This window comes from Lactobacillus leichmannii (assembly GCF_024701915.1).
Lineage (GTDB): Bacteria > Bacillota > Bacilli > Lactobacillales > Lactobacillaceae > Lactobacillus > Lactobacillus delbrueckii.
Window position 1 is genome coordinate 39,210 of record NZ_QOCY01000022.1, and the last position, 20,826, is coordinate 60,035.

A 20,826-nucleotide genomic window follows, 5' to 3' on the forward strand; every position below is an offset into this window, starting at 1 on the left:
CTCATAAGGCAGAAAGGACCCCGCGATGAACACTTTTGACGAAATATTTAGTAAGATTAAGCAATATCCAACCATTATCCTCCACCGGCACACCAATCCCGACCCGGACGCTATCGGCTCCCAGGCCGCTTTAGCCAAGAGCCTGCGCCTGCAGTTCCCGGACAAGAAGATTCTCTGCACCGGGGAAAATGACGTCGGTGACCTGGACTGGATCAACACCATGGACGAAGTCAAGGATGAAGACTACCAAGGCGCCCTGGTGATCACGACTGACACGGCCAACACGCCGCGGATCTCTGACCAGCGCTACCGGCTGGGGGACTACCTGATCAAGATTGACCACCACCCGGACGTTGACCCATATGCTGACATGTCTTACGTTGACTCAAAAGCCGCTGCTACCTGTGAAATCATCGCTGACTTTATCGAAGCAGAAGGCCTGCCCCTTAACCAGGAAATCGCCCTGGCCCTCTACGCCGGTATTATCGGTGACACTGGCCGCTTTATGTATGACGCGACCAGCGCCCACACCTTCGAAGTAGTATCCCGCTTGATGGAGACGGGGATCGACATCTCCCAAATTGCCAGAAACGAAAGTGAAGTTACCTTCCAGCAGGCCAAGCTGCAGAGCCTGGCCCTGGAGAAAATGCAGCTGGACGAAAGCGGCCTGGTCGCTATCGCCGTAATTAGCCAGGCTGACTTAAAGGCCCTGGGCGTTACCCAGCCGCAAGCTTCAGTCACTGTTTCAACCCCGGGCCGGATCAAGGGGATTCTGACCTGGCTGGTCATCGTGGAAAAAGAAGACGGTACTTACCGGGTCCACTACCGGTCAAAGGGTCCGCACATCCACAAGCTGGCTGAAGCCCACGACGGGGGCGGCCATGAATTAGCCTCTGGGGCAACGGCCCATGACCAGGTGGAAATCGACCAGATTTTTCAGGAATTAGTTGAAGTAACCAAGAAATACAAGGAAGACCATGAATAACATTTTTACTGATACCCGCTTAAGAAGCGAAATCCGCCAGGGCCTGGCCAAGATCGGCTTTGCTAAACCGACTCCGGTGCAGGAAAAAGTCATCCCGGCCATGCTGAAAGGCGAAAGCGTGATCGTCCAGGCGGCTACGGGGAGCGGGAAAACCCACGCCTACTTGATCCCGATTTTAAACGCCATTGATGAAGACGCCCGCTATGTCCAGGCCATCGTCACGGCTCCCAGCCGGGAACTGGCTGACCAGCTCTACCGGGTGGCCCGCCAGCTGCGGGATAATTCCGGTTTAAGCATCGCCATTGCCCACCTGGCCGGGGGCAGCGACCGGGACCGGCAGATCGCCAGATTTGAACAGAACAAGCCCCAGTTGGTTATCGCTACGCCGGGCCGGCTTTTGGACTTTGCTGACAAGAAGATCCTGCTTTTGGACCAGGTCAAGAACTTTGTCATCGACGAAGCCGATATGACCCTGGACTTGGGCTTCCTGGCCGATGTGGACAAGATTGCCGCCCGCCTGCCAAAGGACGTGGTCATGTCCGCCTTTTCAGCCACGATTCCGGTCAAGCTGACCAACTTTTTACGCAAGTACATGGCCAAGCCGGAAGAAATCGTGATCGACAATCCGGCAGTTATTGCCCCAACCATCAAAAACGACCTCTTGGACATCGGCAGCAAGGACAGAAAGAAGATCGTCTACAAGCTTTTGACCATGGGCCAGCCTTACCTGGCCCTGGTTTTCGCCAATACCAAGCAGATGGTTGACGAACTGGCTGACTACCTGACTAAGCAAGGGCTTAAGGTGGCCAAGATCCACGGCGGCATTACCGAACGGGAAAGAAAGCGGACCCTGCGGGAAGTCCGGGCCGGCCAGTACCAGTATGTCGTCGCCAGCGACCTGGCTGCCCGGGGGATCGACCTGCCTGGCGTCAGCCTGGTGATCAACTATGAGATTCCCAAGGAGCTGGAATTCATTATCCACCGGATCGGCCGGACTGGCCGGAACGGCCTGCCGGGCCACGCCGTGACTTTGGTCAGGGAAGAAGAGATGAACAGGGTGGGGGCCTTGGAGCACATGGGCGTTCACTTTGACTTCGTTGAAATCAAGGACGGGGCACTCGCTCCGCGGACTCACTACCGCCGCCGGGACAACCGGACGGCTGCAAACCGCCAGCTTGACCCCCACATGAGGGGCGTGGTCAAGAAGGTCAAGTCCAAGCGCAAGCCTGGCTATAAGAAGAAGATCAAGCAGGCGATTCAAGAAGATAACCGCAAGAAGCGGAAGATTGAAGCCCGCCACGAAATGCGCCACCAAAAGCGCCTCCGTAAGCGCAAGCGCGAGCAAAACCGTTGACATTTTTTCTATAAGTAGTAAAATTAGGGACGTTTAAGATATGTTTTCTGTCTAGGCGATTCAAAGAGAGAACCGGCAGCTGGGAAGGGTTTATCACCAGGCAGGAAATGCTCCTTAAAGTGATTAATTTAAGATAACCAAGAGGTAACAAGCATTGTTGCAATCAAGGTGGTACCGCGTCTAGAGCGTCCTTGAAGAAGGCAAACATGCTTGTTTTTTGTGTTTTTAGGAGATTTTGATGAAAAAGTTAAACAGTTCAGAATTTCGGCAAATGTTCCTCGACTTTTTTGCTGAACACGGCCACATGGTCATGCAGTCAGCCAGCTTGATTCCAAAGGATGACCCGACTTTGCTCTGGATCAACTCCGGGGTGGCAACCATGAAGAAGTACTTCGACGGCTCAGTTGTGCCAAAGAACCGCCGGATTACCAGCTCACAAAAGTCAATCAGAACCAACGACATTGAAAACGTCGGTAAGACTGCCCGCCACCAAACCTTGTTTGAAATGCTGGGCAACTTCTCAGTTGGTGACTACTTCAAGGAAGAAGCGATTCCTTGGGCCTGGGAATTTTTGACCAGTCCTGACTGGCTGGACCTGGACAAGGACAAGCTTTACGTAACTGTTTACCCTAAGGATACTGAAGCTCACCGGATCTGGCATGAAGTCGTCGGCTTGCCGGAAAGCCACATCGTGCAATTGGAAGACAACTTCTGGGACATCGGTGAAGGCCCATGTGGTCCTGACTCAGAAATCTTCTACGACCGTGGCCAGGAAAACAATGACGTGCCAGAAGACGACCCGGAAAACTACCCAGGCGGGGAAAACGCCCGTTACCTGGAAATCTGGAACATCGTCTTCTCAGAATTCAACCACCTGCCAGACGGCAGCTACGTTGAACAGCCACACAAGAACATCGATACCGGGATGGGTCTGGAACGTGTCCTGTCTATCCTGCAAGATGCCCCGACCAACTTTGAAACCGACCTCTTCCTGCCAATCATCCACGCTACTGAAGAAATGAGCGCGGGCAAGAAGTACGGCGCAAACAAGGCTGACGACACTTCCTTCAAGATTATCGCTGACCACATCCGGGCTATCTCCTTTGCCATCGGTGACGGGGCTCTGCCAGGCAACACTGGCCGCGGCTACGTTTTGCGCCGGCTTTTGCGGCGGGCAGCCTTGAACGGCCGCAAGCTAGGCATCGACGGCGCCTTTCTTTACAAGCTGGTGCCAGTTGTCGGCGACATCATGAAGAGTCACTACCCAGAAGTCAGCGACCAGGCTGAATTCATCAGCAAGGTCATCAAGAACGAAGAAGACCGCTTCGGTGTAACTTTGGAAGCCGGCTTGACTTTGCTGGACGACTTGATCGACAAGGCCGAAAACAGCGAAGACAAGACCATCTCCGGCAAGGACGCCTTCAAGATGTTCGACACTTACGGCTTCCCATACGAATTGACGGTTGAAGCTGCTGAAGACAAGGGCTTGAAGGTTGACAAGGATGGCTTTGACGCCGAAATGGAAGCGCAGAAGGAACGTGCCCGCAAGGCCCGGGGTAACCTGCAATCCATGGGTTCACAAGACGAAACCTTGATGAAAATCAAGGACAAGAGCGTCTTTGAATACGGGGTCTATGAAGAAGAAAGCCAGCTGGTTGACATCATCGTTGACGACAAGCTGGTGGACAAGGCTGACGGTGAAAAGGCAACCTTGATCTTCGACAAGACGCCATTTTACGCTGAACGGGGCGGCCAGGTGGCTGACCACGGTGACATCTACGACCAGGAAGGCAACTTAGTTGCCCGGGTAGTTGACGTTCAGCACGCGCCTAACGACCAGAACCTGCACTTTGTCGACGTGATCCTGCCACTTGTAAAGGGGCAGACCTACAAGCTGAAGATTGACCGGGCGCGCCGGGAAGGCCTCCGCCACTCCCACTCAGCTACCCACCTCTTGCACGCCGCCTTGCGGCAAGTATTGGGTGAACACACCCACCAGGCCGGGTCAGTTGTTGAACCAGACTACTTGAGATTCGACTTCACTTCCCTTGACCCAATCACGCCAAGAGAATTGAAGAATGTTGAAAAGATCGTCAACGAAAAGATCTGGGAATCAATCCAAGTCAAGACCACGGAAACTGATCCGGAAACCGGTAAGAAGATGGGGGCCTTGGCTCTGTTTGACGGCAAGTACACTGATAAGGTCAGAGTCGTGCAAATGGATGACTTCTCCATCGAATTCTGCGGGGGTACTCACTGTGACAACACCTCCCAAATCGGCGTCTTCAAGATTATTTCTGAACAAGCCATCGGTGCCGGGGTCAGAAGAATTGAAGCCGTAACTTCCAAGCTGGCTTACGAATACTTAGCTGGCCGCTCAGACATCCTGGACCAGATCCAGGCTCAAGTTAAGGCCACTAAGGCTGAAGACATCCAAAGCAAGATTGCCAGCCTGCAAGAAGAACTCAGAAGCGCTGAAAAGCAAAACGCCGCTTACAAAGCCCAAATCAACGCTTCCAAGGCCGGCAAGATCTTTGATCAGGTCAAGACGGTTGGTGACTTGACGGTTATCGCTACGATCGCTGACGTCAAGGGGATGAACGACTTGCGGGAAATCGCTGACCAATGGAAGAGCGAAGGCAAGTCTGACGTCTTGATCCTGGGCGCTAAGTCTGAAGACAAGGCCAACATGCTGATCAGCCTGGGCCAAAAGGCCCTGGACAAGGGTCTGAAGGCCGGCGACTTGATCAAGAGCGTGGCTGCTATCTTTGGCGGTGGCGGCGGCGGCCGGCCAAACATGGCCCAAGCCGGCGGCAAGAAGCCAGAAGGCCTGCAGGATGCCATCGATGCTGCAGTCAGCCAGCTGGACTAATTAAGCTAAAATAATTGAGTTAAGGAAAATTTTTAAGTAGAATAGACAAAAGAGGGGGAATAACAATGAGTTCGCTTGATAAGACGATGCACTTTGATTTTAATCAGAATAAGGGAAAGAACATCCGCGACACTCTGGAAGACGTATACAAGGCCCTGGAAGAAAAGGGCTACAGCCCGATCAACCAAATCGTGGGTTACCTGCTTTCAGGCGACCCAGCGTACATCCCACGCCACAACGACGCCCGGAACCTGATCTTGAAGCACGAACGCGATGAAATCATCGAAGAACTGGTCAAGAGCTACCTGGACAAGGACAAGTAATGCGCCTGCTGGGTTTGGACGTCGGCTCCAAGACCATCGGGGTGGCCGTCAGTGATCCCTTGGGCATCACCGCCCAGGCAGTGATGACGATCCCGATTGATGAAGACCGGCACAATTTCGGCATGCGGTCTTTAAAGAAGCTGGTCCGCGAATATGAAGCGGACGGCTTTGTCCTGGGCCTGCCTAAGAACATGGACGGAACGGCCGGCCGGTCGGTCAGCCGGAGCAAGGCCATGGGCGAGCGCCTGGAACAGAAGTTCGGCTTGCCAGTCTACTATGACGATGAACGCTTGACGACCGTGGCCTCAGAGAGGATTTTGGTTGAAGAGGCGGGAATGCATGATCGCCGGCAGCGCAAGGAGGTCGTTGACCAAATGGCAGCTGTGTTGATTTTGCAGAACTATTTGGATTTACAGCGAAAGGAATAACTATGGCTTTTGAAGTTAGCGCCGAAGATCAAGACAGACAATTGACCTTGATCGATGAAGACGGCAATGAAGAATTATTTGAAGTATTGTTTACTTTCCATTCTGACGACAATGACAAGTCCTACATCCTGCTTTACCCGGCAGCTGTAGAAGATGACGACGAAATTGAAGTCCAGGCTTTCAGCTACGACGCCGATGAAGATGGCGACGTAACCAGCAGCGACCTGCACGAAATCACTTCTGACGCTGAATGGGACATGGTTCAAGGGGTGCTCAACACCTTCCTTGAAGATGACCGTTTGAGCGGTGAGGATTCTGCAGAATAAGAAAGAAGCGGGTGCTTAGCCCGCTTTTTTTGTTAGGAAAATTTTTTAGATAAAATTACTGAGATGATGAATCATAAAATTTTAGACATTCTGGAATACCAGGAAATTAGCAGCCGCCTGGCTGAACAAGCGGTAACGGCTCCGGCCAAGAGCAAGGCCTTGAACCTCCAGCCCGCCAGCGACCGGGAGACGGTCAGCCGGGCCTTAAGCGAAACCAAGGCCCTGGTTGACTTGGACCGGATCAAGGGCCAGCTGCCTTTGACCGACTTTCAAGATGTTGCGCCCAGCCTCAAGCGTTTGAAGGTCAAGGCCGACTTGAACGCCCTGGAATTAGGCAATATCCTGCTGATTTTCACCCTGGCCCAGGAAAGCAGCCGCTTTGTAGAAGACGCGGAAGAAAATAAGACCTTGGACCTGGCGGCGATTGAAACTTTGCTGGATGACCTGGAATTGCCGGATGACCTTTACCGGCGCCTGCGGACTTCGCTGACTTATGACGGGGAAGTCCTGGATACCGCTTCAGCTGACCTGGCCCGCCTACGCCACGGCCGCCTGGCCACGGAAGCGGAAATCAAGGAAAAGATGACCGCCTACACCAAGGGCAAGAACGGCCAGTACCTGTCTGAGCAGATCGTGACCATCCGGGACGACCGCTACGTTATCCCGGTCAAGCAGGAATACCGCTACAAGTTCGGCGGGGTGGTCCACGACCAAAGTGCCTCTGGCCAGACCTTGTTTGTTGAACCGGCTGCCATCCTGCCGTTAAACAACCGCCTGCAAAACTTGCTGGCTGAAGAGCGGCAGGAAATCCACCGGGTTCTGCATGAACTGTCTCTGGACGCCAGAGAAGAAATGGAAGCTATCAAGCGGGTGGCCGCGGCTTTAAGCGAATTGGACTTCCTCCAGGCCAAGGCCAAGCTGGCCAAGCAGATGCGGGCCAGCCAGCCGGCTTTGTCTGCTGACCAGTCCTTTAAGCTTCTGGGGGCCCGTCACCCCTTGATTGATCCAGACAAGGTCGTGGCCAATGACATTGCTTTAGGCCAGGACTTTGACACGATTTTGATCACCGGGCCCAACACTGGTGGTAAAACGATCACTTTGAAGACGGCAGGCTTGCTCCAGCTGATGGCCCAGTCCGGTCTCTTTATTCCGGCTAATGAGGGCTCCAGCGTGGCGGTTTTTGACCAGATTTTTGCTGATATTGGGGACGAACAGTCAATCGAGCAGTCGCTGAGTACTTTTTCATCCCATATCAACGATATCGTGGCGATCATGAAGCGGGTCAGCGACCAAAGCCTGGTCCTGATCGACGAAATCGGGGCCGGGACCGACCCGGAAGAAGGGGCCCGCCTGGCCATCTCAATTTTGGACTTCTTCAGAAAGAAGGGGGCCAAGATCATCGTCACGACCCACTACCCGGAACTCAAGCTCTATGGCTATAACAGAGAGCGGACCACCAACGCCTCCATGGAATTTGACATCAAGACCCTGTCGCCGACCTACCGCCTGCAGATGGGGATCCCGGGTCACAGTAATGCCTTTGCCATTGCCCGCCGGCTGGGCATGCGGGAAGACGTGGTGGCCGGGGCTGAGAAGCTGATGAGCAGCGATGATTCTGACATCAACCACATGATCGACGAATTAAACAAGCAGACCAAACTGGTCACGGAAAACAAGCAGAAGCTGCAGACCAGCCTGGACCGGGCCAAGCAGCTGGAAAAGAAGCTGCAGGATGCCCTGGATATCTACAACCAGCGGGTCCAAAAGCAGCTGGACTTTGCCTTGGACCAGGCCAATGAAATCGTGGCCAAGAAGCGCAAGAAGGCCGACAAGATCATCGCCGAGCTGGAGGAAGCCCGCAAGGAAGGGATGCAGGTCAAGACCAACCAGCTGATGGACGCCAAGGGCGAATTCAATCAGCTGGCCAAGCAGGAGGCCAACCTGGCCAAAAACAAGGTCCTGCAAAAGGAAAAGAAACGCCACCACGTCCAGGTGGGTGACAAGGTCAAGGTCCTGTCTTACGGGCAGACCGGGACGGTGACCAAGCAGCTGGGTGAGCATGACTATGAGGTTTCCTTGGGCCGGATCAAGCTCAAGGTGACCGACAGGGACATCGACAAGCTGGCCGCCGGGCAGAAGCAGCAGGCCCAAAGACGGGCCACTTCTGCCTCCCGGTCCAGCCGGGCCCGCAGTTCCCTGGATCTTAGAGGGCAGCGCTATGAAGAGGCCATGGTCAATTTGGACCGGTACTTTGACACCATCCTTTTGTCCGGCCTTAGCACGGTCACGATCATCCACGGGATCGGGACCGGGGCCATCCGGCAGGGGGTCCAGCAGTATCTCAAGCGCAACAAGCATGTCAAGACCTACAGCTACGCGCCAGCCAATGAAGGCGGGACCGGGGCCACGATCGTGACCTTAAAGTAGGCAATCTACTTGCAAAAAGTAAGTAAGTCTAGTAAACTTAAAGCAGTAAGTAGATAATAATGTTTTTCAGATTAACGAATTTGAGGTATTTATATGGTAGATGAAATTACTGACGCAACTTTTGAAGAAGAAACCAAGGATGGCTTAGTTCTGGTTGACTTTTGGGCAACCTGGTGCGGTCCTTGCCGGATGCAGTCACCAGTCATCGAAGCTTTGGCTGAAGAAAGACAAGACGTGCACTTCACTAAGATGGACGTTGACGACAACCCGGAAACGGCCAAGAACTATGGCATCATGGCCATCCCAACCCTCTTGATCAAGAAGGACGGGCAAGTGGTTGACCGCTTGACTGGCTATACTCCAAAGGAAAAGCTGAACGAAATTCTTGACCAGTACACTGACTAAGAAATAAGCATGTTAAAAGACCAGAGCCATTGGCTCTGGTCTTTTTCGTTTGTATTTTCTTTATCTTGCTGAATTTGCTTGTTAGAAGAAGGCGGTGATCTGAACGGTCTCTTTCTTGTCGTCGATGGCGATTTCGGCTTCAGCTGACCGGCCCCGGTTCTGTTCAACCGCTTCGGCGATCATTCCGCTTTCCATGGAGAATTCCCGGCTGCCGGCGGCCAGGCGGTCGCTGATTGGCTGCCCGCTCAAGGAGAAGATGACTGAGGAGCGGCGCTCCTTGACAATGGTTAAATTGCCGAATTCAGCCATCTTGAAGAATTCGCTTAAGTCTTCAAATTCACTCAAGGCATATTTGCGGGTGATCCGCTTGCCGGCCCAGTAGAGAATCGCCGGCGTGTCTCCACCTAAAATGGTTGGCAACAAGAAGTCGCGGTATAGTTGATTAACAAAGTATACGTGGTCGTTGTGTTCTGACATAATCCTCATCCTTATTCTCTGTTTTTATTCTACCTTAAATATTACAGGATGGTGAAATTATTTAACAAGTTTTAGAAAAAGGCTAGGAAATCGCCGAAAAAAAGAAAAAAGTTCCTGTCGGCTGAAAAAGCGGTGAAAATAGCAGAAATTACTCTATTTGTAAGTTCGAAAAGGCTTGAATAAGTGGTAAAATTTCAGTAGAGAGATTTTTTATATTTTGAAATGATAGGAGTACCATATGACTCAAGTACTATTGTTTGCTACAGATAATCAAAACAAGGTTAAGGAAGTGCAAGAAGCTTTCAAGCAGGCTGGTCTGGACATTGAGCTTAAATCAAATGCAGATTTGGACAACCCGCCATACGTTAACGAAAAGGGGACGACTTTTGAAGCTAATGCTAAGCTGAAGGCGCACGCTTTGGCAGACTACAGCAAGCTGCCAACTCTGGCTGACGACTCAGGCTTGCAGGTTGCTAAACTGAACGGCGCTCCTGGCGTACACTCAGCCCGTTACGGCGGTGAGGCCCACAACGATGCCAGAAACAACGCTAAGCTTTTGGCAGCCTTGGGCGGGGTTCCGCAAGACGAGCGCCAAGCCAAGTTTGTCACTACCCTTGTTTTGACCATGCCAGGCCACGAAGACAAGGACTTGGTTGTAACTGGCACCTGCGAAGGTGAAGTTCTGGCAATTCCGCGCGGCAAGGGCGGCTTCGGCTACGACCCGCTCTTCTACGTACCAAGCAAGGGCAAGACTTTCGCCGAAATGACCACTGAAGAAAAGAACGAAGTCTCCCACCGGGGCAAGGCAGTCAAGGCTTTGATCGAAGAACTGCCAGCTTGGCTCGCTCAATTCAACTAAGATCAAAGAAAAATGCTGGGCCGCGGCTCAGCATTTTTAGATCAAGCTTTTTTACTGTTGTTGATGATAACCGGTTCCTGGCCAAATTTGACCTGGTTGGCCCGTAAGTATTGCAGGTAGGTCTGCCAGTAGGCCTGGCGGATTTTGCCTTCAAAGCCCGGCTTGACCTGGAAGTGGACCCGGTAGGTGATCGTCTGCCCCTGCTGGCCGATGACCCCGATCTGGGTTGGTCCGCTGACCAGTTTGTCATGCCAGGCAAGCAGATCTTCATCAGCCTGGTCAAGCAGGCTGGCCAGCTGCTTTAAGTCGGTGTCTGCATCCAGGTTCAGGTCCAAGTTAAGGCCAATCCCGCCGTGGGTTAGGTTTCTGACGATGGAAATCTGCCGGTTGGGGATGAAGATCAAGGTGCCGTCAGTGGTGACGATCTGGGTGGTTCTGAGGCCCAGCTGGGTCACGGTCCCGGCTTCAGTCCCGATCTCGACATTGTTGCCGACATCGTACTGGCCTTCACTGAGGATAAAGAAGCCGTTGACCAGGTCGCTCATGAAGCCCTGGGCCCCAAGGCCGATGGCCAAAGAGAAGATCCCGGCACTGGCAATCAAGGTGCCGACGGGGATGCCCAGGATGGTTAAGATGGAGTAGACATAGAAGAAGACCATGGTGTAGTGGAAGAGGCTGTTCACCAAGGCTGAGATGGTCTGGGACCTTTTGGAGAGGACAAGCTTGTCGTTGTGCTTATCCAGGTAGCGCTTGATAATTTTCCGACCAAAATGGCTGACCAGGTAGAAGACCAGGGTCGAAATCAGCAGCTTCCAGAGGATGGTCACGCCGCTGGTAAAAAGCTTGTCGACGTCGACAGAGATGCCGGCAATTTTGAAATCAAGATTTTTCATTGAAAAAATGCTCCTTTCAGCTATGCTTAAAGGATATCAGAAAAGCGGGTAAAAACTTTGAAAAATCTTTCGATTGTGTCTAAATCGTTTTCATGCTAGACTCTTTTTAGAAAGGAAAGGGGAAGTAAGCTATGACAATTTCATTTGGCGCTTTAGCCGGTTTGATCGCGGCCATTGCCTTTTTGGTACTGGTCCTGTTCACGATTCCCATGTTGCTTAATGTTTCGAAGACTTTGAAAGAGGCTGAGAAGACAGTCCAATTGACCAATGAATCTATGGCCAAGCTGACTGAAGACATGGATGACTTGATGAAGCAGACCGGCGGACTCTTGGAAAAGACCGACGCGTTTTTGCAAGACGTCAATAGTAAGATGGAAACTTTGCAGCCGGTCGTTCAGGCCGCCGCTGACCTGGGCCAAAGCGTCTCAGACATCAACGAATCATCCAAGAAGATGATCAACAAGGTTTCCAATGCCCACTTTACCCGGACGGGAATGATCACTTCCGTAATTACGTCGGCTTTTGCCAGACATTTCCGGCGGAAGGGTTAGGATTAAGAAAAGGAGAACAACCATGAGCAAATTTGGTAGCTTTTTATTAGGGGCCGTCTTTGGGGCTGCTGCTGGGGTTGCAGCTGCCAGCCTGATCTCAGACGACAAGCTTAAAGAAGTCAAGGACAAGATCAAGAGCAATCCAAACGTTGAAGACTTGAAGGAAAAGTACGACAACGGGACAGAAATCGTGAAAAACCAACTGGCTTCTTTCCCAAAGAACATTGAAGATGATTCTGAATTGAAGGACTTCGACGACATCGTAATCGACGATTCAGCTAACGGCGCCGGCGAACAAGACGCCAGCGACCTGGACAATGCTGAAAAGAGCGAAGAAGGGGAAGAGAAGCCGGAATAACCAAGCACGCCGACTAGTCCAGATCAAGAATAGTAAATTTTTTCACGATAGATTTTGAATAAGCAGAAAAGTAGAACTCGATGCTTTCGGGTTTCGCTTTTTTACTAGTTGAGGATAAATCACATGCCGAAAACAAACATGGTCCTTTTTCTGATTTACCTAATGGTAATGTGTTTTTCCTTCAGAAAATCAGATAATCCTTTTGTTTTGAAGCTGAGAAAATATCGGGGAATAATCTTGACTATCCTGCCTGCCGTGTTTTTTGCCATTTTTGTCATGAAGGAAGGCTATCACGATTTTCTGAATGTCTACTTGCTGTTGACTTTAATTGGCGTCTACTACTTGATTCGCGACCTGCGCAAGGCATAATTGTATACGAAAAAAGGCTTCTATAAGAGAGATACTTCTAGAAGCCTTTTTCTGTTTTCAGTCTTATTCCTTAACCGGCAGAACCTTCAACTCCTTGCTGGTGTGGGTGAATGGCTTGAAGCCATCCTTGGTGAGGACCCCGCAGTCTTCGATCCGGACCCCGGCAAAGCCTGGGATGTAGATCCCTGGTTCAATGGAGAAGCACATGCCTTCTTCCAAAACGACGTCGTTACCGTTAGCGATGGACGGGAATTCGTGGACTTCCATCCCGATCCCGTGGCCCAGGCGGTGGATGAAGTATTCACCATAGCCGGCGTCAGTGATGATCTTGCGGGCTACCCCGTCAAGTTCGCTGGCCGTCATGCCTGGCTTAGCCGCGTCGATGGCTGCTTGCTGGGCAGTCCGGTTGACTTCGTAGATTTCCCGCATCTTGTCAGTCGGTTCCCCGTAAGCGACCGTCCGGCTGGAGTCAGAAGCGTAGCCTTCGTGCATGGTCCCTAAGTCAAAAAGTACCAGTTCATTTGGCTGTACCGTGTTCATGCTTGGGCCTTGGTGCGGGTTGGCCGCGTTCTTGCCGGCCTGGACGATGGTGTCAAAGCTGGTCTGCATCACGCCCTTTTGCAGCTTCAATTGGTATTCAATCTGGCTGACCACGGCCCGTTCGGTAACCCCGTTTCTCAGGGCTTCAAAGCCAATCTGGAAGGCAAAGTCCGCTTCTTCCCCGGCCTTGCGCAGCTTGACCAGTTCGCTTTCCGTCTTGAAGAGGCGGATGTGGGCGATGAAGTCAGACAAGTCCTTGGAGAAGTCGGAGTCTGGGAATTGAGCGTGCAGGGCCTGGTAGTGGGCAACCGTCAAGCCGTTCTTTTCGACAGCCCAGTTTTGGTAGTCCTTGGTCCGCTTCTTGATTTCTTCAGCGATCTTGCTCCATGGGTCTTCGCTGTCCAGGTAGCCGACCACGTCCCCGTCCCAAGCTGATGCCTTGGCTTCTTCATAGTTCAAGGCCGGGCAGAAGAGGAAGGGTTCAGCGTCCTTGAAGGCGAAAAGCTTAAAGATTCTTTCTTCAGGATCGGTAATGAAACCCGTGAAATAGTTGATGGTAGTCGGGCTGGAAACGTAGGCTACGTCCATCCCGTTTTCCTGCAGCCAGTTTTGTAATTTGTCTAAATTCATGGCAAAATTCTCCTTACTGATGAAATTAACCTCAGTATAGCACTAAAAAAACTGAAAAAAGTTGAAAAAATAGCTGTAAGCGATTGCACAAAAAGTGTTCTCATGGTATCATTAAATCAGTATTTAGTATTTAGATAGGTAGGGCTGTTATTATGAATAAGCAAGATGTAACCATTTACGATGTTGCTCGGGAAGCCAAGGTTTCTATGGCCACGGTTTCCCGGGTAGTCAACGGCAACAACAATGTCCGCAAGGAAACCCGTGACCGGGTCATGGAAGTTATCAAGCGTCTGCACTACCAACCAAACGCGGTAGCGCAGGGTCTGGCCTCAAAGCGGACCACAACAGTCGGCTTGATCGTGCCGGACCTGACCAACTTGTACTTTGCCGAATTGTCAAAGGGGATCGACGACATTGCTGTTTTGTACAAGTACAATATCATCATCTCCAGCGTGGAAAACCGTTTGATGAAGGAAGACGCCGTCATTCAAGGCTTGCTCAACAAGCAGGTTGACGGGGTTATTTACATGTCCAACAAGCTGTCTGAAGAAGCAGCGGAAGCATTCAAGCGGACCGACACGCCAGTCGTTTTGGCCGGGACTGTTTCCGACAAACTGGAATTCCCTTCAGTAAACATCGACTACAAGAAGGCCGACACGGAAGCTTTGAACCTGCTTTTGAACGACGGCAAGAAAAAGCTGGCCTTGATCGTGGGCGACAAGGAAGCTTCGATCAACCGGAACTACCGGATTCCGGCCTTTGAGAAGTTCGTGGCTGACAATGAACTGGAAGGCTGCGAGATTTTTGACAACATCAAGGACTACTCTGACGGCTACAACCTTTACCCGGAACTGGCCAAGAAGGGGATCAACGGGGCCATCATCACCAAGGACGTTTCCTCAGTCGGCCTCCTCAACTCAGCTCTGGATCGCGGGGCTAAGGTGCCGGAAGATTTCGAAATCATTACGGCCAGCGCGACCCAGATCGCCTCAGTTGTCCGGCCAGCCTTGACCACGATCAAGCAGCCGCTCTACGACTTGGGTGCCGTGGCCATGAGAATGCTGACCAAGCTGATGAACGATGAAAGCCTGGAAGACAAGCACATCGTTTTGCCATATGAACTGATCAAGAAGCAAAGTACCTTGAACAAGTAAGATTTTTCGAAAGAGCCTACCAAGCGGCGGGCTCTTTTAGTTTCGCCCGGGCAAAGGCGGCTGAACTTTGTGTTACAATCTTTTTATAAGATAATGGGGGGCACAAATGGATCACTTATACCAGCAATTCGACTTGATCGAAGAGATTACCAGAAACGACGGCAGTCAGTACTATGAAATTTCCAACATCGACCAAAACGGCTTCGCGGAACTGGCGGCCAACAACGGTTTAATCAAGAGCGTGCGGATTCTGGTCATCAACATCCCGCGCACCAAGGCGCTGGAAACTTACGAGCAGTACATTAACAAGGCCTACCAGCTGCATACTTTGATGAACGAAGAAGACTGGGAGAACCCGCAATGGGTGGAATGGGACAAGCCTAAAGGCCCGGTCAGGGATGCTTACGAAATGGTTTTGAAAGCCAACAAGATCGGCTAGGAGGAAGACAATGGAAACTTTGCGGATTCTGCATACCAACGACTTGCACTCGCACTTTGAGCATTTTCCAAAAATCAGACGCTATTTGAAGCAGGTGCAAGAAACGGCGGCTGCCGACCAGGTTTTGACTTTTGACGCCGGCGACTTCATGGACCGGTCCCATCCCTTGTCTGATGCTACAGAGGGCCGGGCCAACATCCGCTTGATGAATGACTTTCACTATGACGCCATCACGATCGGCAACAATGAGGGGATTTCCAACCCGCATGCCGTCTTGGAGCGGCTTTTTGACCATGCCAACTTCCCGGTCCTCTTGTCAAATCTCAGAGAAGAAGACGAAAGCTGGCCGGCCTGGGCTAATGACTACAAGATCATCAAGACCAAAAAGGGCACCCGCCTGGCCTTGGTGGGTCTGACGGCCGCTTATCCAATGACATACGGTCCCAACCACTGGCAGATCAAGATGCTGGGCGAAACTATGGACCGGGTCCTGCCGGAAATTGCCGGCCAGTATGACTGCTTGATTTTGCTGACTCACGTGGGCCTCAGAATGGATCAGTGGCTGGCCAAGCACTACCCGGAAATCGACCTGATCGTGGGCGGACACAGCCACACCCTTTTGGAAAAAGGGGTCAAGGAAGGCCGCACCTGGATCACCCAGACGGGCAAGTGGGGCAATTATGTCGGCGACATTAGCCTGGAAATCGGCGATGACCACAAGATCATTTCGATTAAACCAACTACCGTGCCGGTAGCTGATTTGCCAAGCCAGGCGGGCGATGAAGCAGAAATTGCCGCCTTATATGAAGAGGGGAAGAAGATGCTGCAGAGCCGGCAGGTGGCGGACTTGCCAGAGAAGTTCAAGGATGACAAGCTGGCCGCGATCGACGTCTCCCTGGAAGCGATCGCTGACTTTGCCGGTACTGACCTGGCCATGCTGAGCACCGGCCTCTTTTTGACGCCATTTAAGAGCGGCCTCATCAACCAGTTTGACCTTCAGCATGCCCTGCCGCACCCGATGCATGTCGTCCGGACTACCCTTTTAGGCCGGGACTTGTGGCGGCTGGTCATGGAAGTGGAAAAGAACCGGCACTTTTTGGAACATTATCCTCTGGTGGGGATGGGCTTTAGAGGGAAGATTTTTGGCCAGGTCTACTACAGAGGGATCAAGTATGACCCAATGACCAGGAACGTTTTCGTCAACGGGCAATTGCTGGACCCGGCGGAAGAATACCGGATCGCCGTTTTGGACCACTATGTCCTGATCCCGTTTTTCCCGACTTTGGCCATTGTCGGTGAAAATGAATTCCTCTTCCCGCAGTTTTTAAGGGAAGTCGTAGGCGACTACTTAGGCCGCAAGTATCCTGTGAAAAAAGAAGGTGAATTTATTGAGGAAAGAGCAGAAAGAGCCGAAAAAAGAGCAGAAAACAGAGGCAGCTGAAGCTAAGCCCCTCCACCCCCTGGCAGAGGTGGTGGTTGCCGGTGAAAAGGTCGTGATCAATCAGCGGGAATACCGCCTTTTGGTCAACCAGCGGGATGCTTTAGACCGGGAAGTTTTGAAGAAAAAGTACGATCCATACCTGGACCAGTATGATTATCTGGTCGGGGATGTATCCAGCGACCACCTCCGCCTCAGGGGCTTTTACAATGACTATGTCAAGACATCCATTGACCGAAAAAAGTCGACGATTGTTGACTACTTGACTGAATACTGCAACCCTGGCGCGCCTTACTTTATCTTGGAATCCCTCCAGCCCAGTCGTAAGCCCTGGCCGACCCAGCGCCGGCGGCCAGCCAGAAAGCGGCCGAAGAACAAGGCGGCTTTTAGCGAAAGAAAGGTCAAGGACGGCCGGCCCAAGAAGGGCAGCTATGCTGAAAGCTGCAAGAAGAACCGCCGCCACCAGGCCTTTGTGATTAGAAAGAAGAAGCCGTGAAAGATTACCGCTTATTTTTGATTGATTTGGACGGGACCATTTACCGGGGCAAGGAGACCATTGAATCCGGCGTCCGCTTTGTCAAGCGCCTGGATGAGGCAGGTCTTGATTACTTATTTTTGACCAACAACACGACCCGGACGCCCCAGATGGTAGCTGACAAACTGGCCGGGCACGGAGTCAAGACCGACGTTTCCAAGATCTACACGCCCAGCATGGCCACGGCCAGCTATATTTTGGAAAAAGAGGCGAAAAGGCCAATCGGCGTCTACATCATTGGCCAAATTGGCCTGTGGAAGGAGATCCTGGACCGGCCGGAATTCTATTATGACGAGGAAAATCCTGACTACGTGATCGTGGGGATGGACACGGACTTGACCTACCACAAGCTCATGGTTGCCACCCGCTGCATTCACCGGGGAGCGGTCTTTATCGGCACCAATTCCGACCAGAACCTGCCGGTGGGCAAGGAGCTGCGGCCAGGCAACGGTTCAATTTGCGCGGCTCTGGAAGTCGCGTCCGGTCAAAAGCCCCTTTTTATTGGCAAGCCGGAAGCCATTATTGTCAACCGCGCCCTGGACTTGGCTGGGGTCAGGGCGGAAGAGGCCTTGATTGTCGGGGACAATTACCCAACTGACATTATGGCCGGGATCAACAGCGGAGTCGACACCCTCTTGACCTTGACCGGGGTGACGCAAAAGGCAGACCTGGCCGGTCTCACTCCGCCGACTTATTTAGTGAACGATTTGGATGAATTTAGCCTATGAAAAAATTCCTAAGCAAGCTGGGCCAGCCCCTTTTCCATTTCTTTTTCGCGGTCTCCAGCGCTGTCGTTGGCGCGATCGTAGTCAGCTGGCCCTTGCTTTTGCTCTTTACCTTGCTGGAGAAGACTTACCAAACGGTTAACTTGACCGTGGGCCAGGTCATGAGCAACTATAACCAGCTCCTACTTTACCTGGTTTGGCCTGGGCAGACCAAGCTGCAGATGAGCAACCTGCCGACTTCGGCTTCAGCGGCTGCTCACTTTGCCGATGCCAAAAATCTTTTTATTCTGGCCGAGCTGGTTTTCCTGCTCTGCCTGGCTCTCAGCAGCTATTTCCGCAATTACAAGAAGCCGCTTAAATTGACCCAGACCCAGGCCTTGCTCTTGATGCTGCTGCCAATTGTGGTCATGCCTTTTGCCTTGACCGACTTTGACAGTTTCTTCCGGGTCTTTCATACTTTCTTTTTCCGCAATGACAACTGGCTCTTTGACCCGGCGACTGACCCGGTCATCAACGTGCTGACGGAAGGATTCTTTGCCTCCTGCTTTGCGGTTGGCGGAGCGATTTACGAGCTCTACCTGGCCCGCTTTTTGCTGAAAAAGTAAACCGGACAGCACTTAAACAGAATTTAGACCAAAAAAATAAGGACCGGCAGGTCCTTATTTTTTTGCTTTGTTTTATTCGCCAAATTCCTGCTCGCGCCGCATGGTGAGCTTTTTCTTCAAGGCCACGACCAGGATTGGCACGACTGAAACCAGGATGATGCCGATCACGATCAAGGAGAAGTGGTCCTTGACGACTGGGAAGTTGCCGAAGAAGTAGCCGATGCTGGTAAAGAGGGCCGTCCAGAGCAGGCCACCCAGGATGTTGTAAATAACGAAGGTCTGGTAGTGCATCTTGCTGCCCCCGGAAATGAAAGGCACGAAGGTCCGGATGAAGGGGATGAAACGGCCGATCACGATGGTGATGGAGCCATGTCTTTCAAAGAACTTCTCCGCTGCCAGCCGGTTGTTTTCATTGATCAGCTTGTTGAACCAGCTGTGCTTGGCCCCGGAAGTGACTGACCACTTGCCGATTTCATAGTTGATGCTGTCACCGATAATGGCGGCAGCGCCAGCAACGATGTAGAGCAGCCAGACATTTAAACCGTATTTCGGGTTGGCGGCCATGGCGGCTGCCGCGAAGATCAAGGAGTCACCTGGCAGGAAGGGGAAGATGACCAAACCGGTTTCGATAAAGATGATGGCAAAAATGATCCAATAGGTTCCTGCCCCAAAGTTGTTGACGATGGTCACCAAGTGGTCATCGATGTGCAGGATAAAGTCAATCAGTGGCATGTGTTAACCTCATTTCTTATTTTTCTTTTTTCCGCTAGATACTGGTTGAGTGGATGGTCAGGCTCTTTTCCGGGAATAGGTCCTGCATAATCGCGTTGACCGCGATCTGGGCTTCCCCAAACCCAATTCCGATAACTGGCACCCGGCCCGGGTAGCCGCAGGAGTCGCCAATGGCATAGATGCCAGGCACGCTGGTCTGCATGGACCGGTCAACGGTGATCAAGCCCTGGTCCAGGTCAACCCCCCACTTGCTGATGAAGCGGTTGTCGGCCCGGAAGCCGTAGGCGACCAGGATCTGGTCAAAAGTTTCTTGAGTGACTTCATCTCCGCCAACCTTTTTCAAAGAAATTTCTAGCTGGCCCTTTTCGACCTGCATGCTCTTTGGCAGGTAGGGGGTCTTCAAGGTCACCTTTTGGTCAGCCTTCAAGTTTTCCACGCTGCTTTCCATGCCCCGGAACTGGTCGCGCCGGTGAACGAGGGTGACGTCAGCGATTTGGGAAAGTTCCTGGGCCCAGTCTAAGGCCGTGTCTCCGCCACCAAAGATGCCGATCTTCTGACCAGCAAAGAGGTCAGGATTTTTGAAAAAGTAGTGGATGTGGTCTTCAGCTTCCGGGGTCGCCTTGAGGGGGAACTTTTTGGCCTTAAAGGCCCCGTTGCCAGTTGCGACGATAATGCTGCGGACCTGGTATTCGCCATCGATCACAAGTTCGTCAGTTTTCTCCAGCTGGCTGACCTTGTGGCCAGTGACCAGGTCCTGGTCGGTTAAGTTGGCTAATAGGCGCTTGGTTAAGTCAGCCGCGGTGATTTCATTGAAGACAGGGATGTCCAGGATCTTCTTGAAGGGGTAGAGCATTTCCGGCTGTCCGCCAGGCTCGTTCAAGGATTCAAGGATAACCGTCTTTAAGCCATGCAGGCGGGCGAAGTAGGCCGCGAAGAGGCCGACTGGTCCAGCGCCAATCACGGCAAGATCATATTGTTTGATAAGTGAGATCTCCTTTCGAAAATATACTAAAACCACTTTACCATAGAACGCCGGCAAAATTAATTAAGAAGCGAAACGAAAAAAGTAAAAAAACTTGTTACAGAATTTTAAAGCCAAAAAAGGCAAAAATCGAACTATCTTTTCCGGGAAAAGATTATTTTTCAGCGAAAAGTAGAAAAGTGGAATATAAGCAGAAAACTAGCAATCACAACTCGGCCGGGTGCGCCAATCATAAAACGAATGAAAAAGCAAATTTGACGAATCAGAAAAAGCTAGTATACTAATATTTGTTGCCGCGTGAGATAAGCAAGTCTCGCGGAGGCAAAAAGAAAATATCAGAAAGCTGTTGACAAGAATCAAACAAGCGAGTAAGATATAAAACGTTGCGTCACTAAGACGCAAGTTGGTACTTTGAAAAC

General features: G+C 51.8%; 23 protein-coding genes. 18 read left to right on the forward strand and 5 right to left on the reverse strand.

What is annotated here, in order from left to right; all coding sequences use genetic code 11:
• Nucleotides 1–25 precede the first annotated feature (25 nt).
• The 8 genes from DS743_RS02370 (at nucleotide 26) to trxA (ending at nucleotide 9,120) form a co-directional block, all read left to right on the forward strand.
• The gene (locus DS743_RS02370; RefSeq protein ID WP_003615726.1) at nucleotides 26–985 is read left to right on the forward strand and encodes a DHH family phosphoesterase; all 960 of its coding nucleotides are present in this window, start codon (nucleotides 26–28) and stop codon (nucleotides 983–985) included.
• Nucleotides 978–2,339, forward strand: coding sequence for a DEAD/DEAH box helicase (locus tag DS743_RS02375; RefSeq protein WP_035185358.1), 1,362 nt, complete (start codon nucleotides 978–980; stop codon nucleotides 2,337–2,339). Before DS743_RS02370 ends, DS743_RS02375 begins: the two co-directional genes overlap by 8 nt.
• 238 nt (nucleotides 2,340–2,577) lie before the next feature.
• Complete coding sequence (gene alaS, locus DS743_RS02380; protein WP_002876573.1) at nucleotides 2,578–5,211, forward strand: alanine--tRNA ligase; 2,634 nt, start codon at nucleotides 2,578–2,580, stop codon at nucleotides 5,209–5,211.
• A 65-nt stretch (nucleotides 5,212–5,276) separates the two neighbouring features.
• Nucleotides 5,277–5,534 (forward strand): IreB family regulatory phosphoprotein, encoded by a 258-nt coding sequence (locus DS743_RS02385; protein WP_003615719.1) that lies wholly within the window; start codon nucleotides 5,277–5,279, stop codon nucleotides 5,532–5,534.
• The gene (gene ruvX, locus DS743_RS02390; protein ID WP_002876575.1) at nucleotides 5,534–5,962 is read left to right on the forward strand and encodes a Holliday junction resolvase RuvX; all 429 of its coding nucleotides are present in this window, start codon (nucleotides 5,534–5,536) and stop codon (nucleotides 5,960–5,962) included. The genes DS743_RS02385 and ruvX overlap by 1 nt, the downstream gene beginning before the upstream one ends.
• A gap of 2 nt (nucleotides 5,963–5,964) precedes the next feature.
• On the forward strand, nucleotides 5,965–6,288 hold the full coding sequence (locus DS743_RS02395; protein WP_016396732.1) for a DUF1292 domain-containing protein: 324 nt from the start codon (nucleotides 5,965–5,967) through the stop codon (nucleotides 6,286–6,288).
• 66 nt (nucleotides 6,289–6,354) lie between these two features.
• Nucleotides 6,355–8,715 (forward strand): endonuclease MutS2, encoded by a 2,361-nt coding sequence (locus tag DS743_RS02400; protein ID WP_181406067.1) that lies wholly within the window; start codon nucleotides 6,355–6,357, stop codon nucleotides 8,713–8,715.
• A 93-nt stretch (nucleotides 8,716–8,808) separates the two neighbouring features.
• Nucleotides 8,809–9,120, forward strand: a complete 312-nt coding sequence (gene trxA, locus DS743_RS02405; protein WP_035185360.1) for a thioredoxin — start codon at nucleotides 8,809–8,811, stop codon at nucleotides 9,118–9,120.
• Between the two features lie 81 nt (nucleotides 9,121–9,201).
• Here trxA and DS743_RS02410 read toward each other — a convergent pair whose 3' ends face one another.
• On the reverse strand, nucleotides 9,202–9,597 hold the full coding sequence (locus DS743_RS02410; protein WP_035185361.1) for a YslB family protein: 396 nt from the start codon (nucleotides 9,595–9,597) through the stop codon (nucleotides 9,202–9,204).
• Between the two features lie 238 nt (nucleotides 9,598–9,835).
• Here DS743_RS02410 and DS743_RS02415 point away from each other — a divergent pair, with 238 nt between their 5' ends.
• On the forward strand, nucleotides 9,836–10,456 hold the full coding sequence (locus DS743_RS02415) for an XTP/dITP diphosphatase (protein WP_035185363.1): 621 nt from the start codon (nucleotides 9,836–9,838) through the stop codon (nucleotides 10,454–10,456).
• A gap of 41 nt (nucleotides 10,457–10,497) precedes the next feature.
• Here the strand turns inward: DS743_RS02415 and DS743_RS02420 are convergent, their stop codons facing one another.
• Nucleotides 10,498–11,349: a mechanosensitive ion channel family protein gene (locus DS743_RS02420; protein ID WP_072544159.1), complete on the reverse strand. Its 852-nt coding sequence runs from the start codon at nucleotides 11,347–11,349 to the stop codon at nucleotides 10,498–10,500.
• A 131-nt stretch (nucleotides 11,350–11,480) separates the two neighbouring features.
• Here DS743_RS02420 and DS743_RS02425 point away from each other — a divergent pair, with 131 nt between their 5' ends.
• The 3 genes from DS743_RS02425 to DS743_RS02435 all read left to right on the forward strand — a co-directional run bounded on the left by DS743_RS02425 (nucleotide 11,481) and on the right by DS743_RS02435 (nucleotide 12,627).
• Nucleotides 11,481–11,900, forward strand: a complete 420-nt coding sequence (locus DS743_RS02425; protein WP_016396726.1) for a DUF948 domain-containing protein — start codon at nucleotides 11,481–11,483, stop codon at nucleotides 11,898–11,900.
• Nucleotides 11,901–11,922: 22 nt separating this feature from the next.
• Nucleotides 11,923–12,258: a hypothetical protein gene (locus DS743_RS02430; RefSeq protein ID WP_035185367.1), complete on the forward strand. Its 336-nt coding sequence runs from the start codon at nucleotides 11,923–11,925 to the stop codon at nucleotides 12,256–12,258.
• Nucleotides 12,259–12,381: 123 nt separating this feature from the next.
• Nucleotides 12,382–12,627 (forward strand): hypothetical protein, encoded by a 246-nt coding sequence (locus DS743_RS02435; protein WP_181406066.1) that lies wholly within the window; start codon nucleotides 12,382–12,384, stop codon nucleotides 12,625–12,627.
• A 63-nt stretch (nucleotides 12,628–12,690) separates the two neighbouring features.
• Here DS743_RS02435 and pepQ read toward each other — a convergent pair whose 3' ends face one another.
• Nucleotides 12,691–13,797 carry a Xaa-Pro dipeptidase gene (pepQ, locus tag DS743_RS02440; protein ID WP_002876588.1) on the reverse strand — a complete coding sequence of 369 codons (1,107 nt, stop codon included), beginning with the start codon at nucleotides 13,795–13,797 and terminating at the stop codon, nucleotides 12,691–12,693.
• A gap of 152 nt (nucleotides 13,798–13,949) precedes the next feature.
• Here pepQ and DS743_RS02445 point away from each other — a divergent pair, with 152 nt between their 5' ends.
• The 6 genes from DS743_RS02445 to DS743_RS02470 all read left to right on the forward strand — a co-directional run bounded on the left by DS743_RS02445 (nucleotide 13,950) and on the right by DS743_RS02470 (nucleotide 18,693).
• Complete coding sequence (locus tag DS743_RS02445; protein ID WP_035185370.1) at nucleotides 13,950–14,951, forward strand: substrate-binding domain-containing protein; 1,002 nt, start codon at nucleotides 13,950–13,952, stop codon at nucleotides 14,949–14,951.
• 106 nt (nucleotides 14,952–15,057) lie between these two features.
• Nucleotides 15,058–15,390 (forward strand): hypothetical protein, encoded by a 333-nt coding sequence (locus DS743_RS02450; RefSeq protein WP_013439960.1) that lies wholly within the window; start codon nucleotides 15,058–15,060, stop codon nucleotides 15,388–15,390.
• 10 nt (nucleotides 15,391–15,400) lie between these two features.
• The gene (locus DS743_RS02455; RefSeq protein ID WP_003615701.1) at nucleotides 15,401–16,831 is read left to right on the forward strand and encodes a bifunctional metallophosphatase/5'-nucleotidase; all 1,431 of its coding nucleotides are present in this window, start codon (nucleotides 15,401–15,403) and stop codon (nucleotides 16,829–16,831) included.
• Nucleotides 16,779–17,324, forward strand: coding sequence for a YutD family protein (locus tag DS743_RS02460; protein ID WP_050890471.1), 546 nt, complete (start codon nucleotides 16,779–16,781; stop codon nucleotides 17,322–17,324). Before DS743_RS02455 ends, DS743_RS02460 begins: the two co-directional genes overlap by 53 nt.
• Nucleotides 17,321–18,091 (forward strand): TIGR01457 family HAD-type hydrolase, encoded by a 771-nt coding sequence (locus tag DS743_RS02465; RefSeq protein ID WP_035185373.1) that lies wholly within the window; start codon nucleotides 17,321–17,323, stop codon nucleotides 18,089–18,091. The genes DS743_RS02460 and DS743_RS02465 overlap by 4 nt, the downstream gene beginning before the upstream one ends.
• Complete coding sequence (locus tag DS743_RS02470; RefSeq protein WP_002876598.1) at nucleotides 18,088–18,693, forward strand: TIGR01906 family membrane protein; 606 nt, start codon at nucleotides 18,088–18,090, stop codon at nucleotides 18,691–18,693. Before DS743_RS02465 ends, DS743_RS02470 begins: the two co-directional genes overlap by 4 nt.
• Before the next feature lie 72 nt (nucleotides 18,694–18,765).
• Here the strand turns inward: DS743_RS02470 and DS743_RS02475 are convergent, their stop codons facing one another.
• Entirely contained in the window at nucleotides 18,766–19,425 is a 660-nt protein-coding gene (locus DS743_RS02475) for a VTT domain-containing protein (RefSeq protein ID WP_003615698.1), read from the reverse strand.
• 34 nt (nucleotides 19,426–19,459) lie between these two features.
• Nucleotides 19,460–20,386, reverse strand: a complete 927-nt coding sequence (locus DS743_RS02480) for an NAD(P)/FAD-dependent oxidoreductase (protein ID WP_080730916.1) — start codon at nucleotides 20,384–20,386, stop codon at nucleotides 19,460–19,462.
• Between the last annotated feature and the right edge of the window lie 440 nt (nucleotides 20,387–20,826).

Excerpts from the sequence above, each read along its gene's own strand:
- DS743_RS02370 (WP_003615726.1), top strand. The coding sequence starts at position 26 with ATGAACACTTTTGACGAAATATTTAGTAAGATTAAGCAATATCCAACC.
- DS743_RS02430 (WP_035185367.1), top strand. The coding sequence starts at position 11,923 with ATGAGCAAATTTGGTAGCTTTTTATTAGGGGCCGTCTTTGGGGCTGCT.
- DS743_RS02385 (WP_003615719.1), top strand. The coding sequence starts at position 5,277 with ATGAGTTCGCTTGATAAGACGATGCACTTTGATTTTAATCAGAATAAG.
- DS743_RS02435 (WP_181406066.1), top strand. The coding sequence starts at position 12,382 with ATGCCGAAAACAAACATGGTCCTTTTTCTGATTTACCTAATGGTAATG.
- DS743_RS02410 (WP_035185361.1), bottom strand. The coding sequence starts at position 9,597 with ATGTCAGAACACAACGACCACGTATACTTTGTTAATCAACTATACCGC.
- DS743_RS02400 (WP_181406067.1), top strand. The coding sequence starts at position 6,355 with ATGAATCATAAAATTTTAGACATTCTGGAATACCAGGAAATTAGCAGC.
- trxA (WP_035185360.1), top strand. The coding sequence starts at position 8,809 with ATGGTAGATGAAATTACTGACGCAACTTTTGAAGAAGAAACCAAGGAT.
- ruvX (WP_002876575.1), top strand. The coding sequence starts at position 5,534 with ATGCGCCTGCTGGGTTTGGACGTCGGCTCCAAGACCATCGGGGTGGCC.
- DS743_RS02450 (WP_013439960.1), top strand. The coding sequence starts at position 15,058 with ATGGATCACTTATACCAGCAATTCGACTTGATCGAAGAGATTACCAGA.
- DS743_RS02445 (WP_035185370.1), top strand. The coding sequence starts at position 13,950 with ATGAATAAGCAAGATGTAACCATTTACGATGTTGCTCGGGAAGCCAAG.
- DS743_RS02375 (WP_035185358.1), top strand. The coding sequence starts at position 978 with ATGAATAACATTTTTACTGATACCCGCTTAAGAAGCGAAATCCGCCAG.
- DS743_RS02395 (WP_016396732.1), top strand. The coding sequence starts at position 5,965 with ATGGCTTTTGAAGTTAGCGCCGAAGATCAAGACAGACAATTGACCTTG.
- DS743_RS02420 (WP_072544159.1), bottom strand. The coding sequence starts at position 11,349 with ATGAAAAATCTTGATTTCAAAATTGCCGGCATCTCTGTCGACGTCGAC.
- alaS (WP_002876573.1), top strand. The coding sequence starts at position 2,578 with ATGAAAAAGTTAAACAGTTCAGAATTTCGGCAAATGTTCCTCGACTTT.
- DS743_RS02415 (WP_035185363.1), top strand. The coding sequence starts at position 9,836 with ATGACTCAAGTACTATTGTTTGCTACAGATAATCAAAACAAGGTTAAG.
- DS743_RS02455 (WP_003615701.1), top strand. The coding sequence starts at position 15,401 with ATGGAAACTTTGCGGATTCTGCATACCAACGACTTGCACTCGCACTTT.
- DS743_RS02425 (WP_016396726.1), top strand. The coding sequence starts at position 11,481 with ATGACAATTTCATTTGGCGCTTTAGCCGGTTTGATCGCGGCCATTGCC.
- pepQ (WP_002876588.1), bottom strand. The coding sequence starts at position 13,797 with ATGAATTTAGACAAATTACAAAACTGGCTGCAGGAAAACGGGATGGAC.
- DS743_RS02475 (WP_003615698.1), bottom strand. The coding sequence starts at position 19,425 with ATGCCACTGATTGACTTTATCCTGCACATCGATGACCACTTGGTGACC.
- DS743_RS02470 (WP_002876598.1), top strand. The coding sequence starts at position 18,088 with ATGAAAAAATTCCTAAGCAAGCTGGGCCAGCCCCTTTTCCATTTCTTT.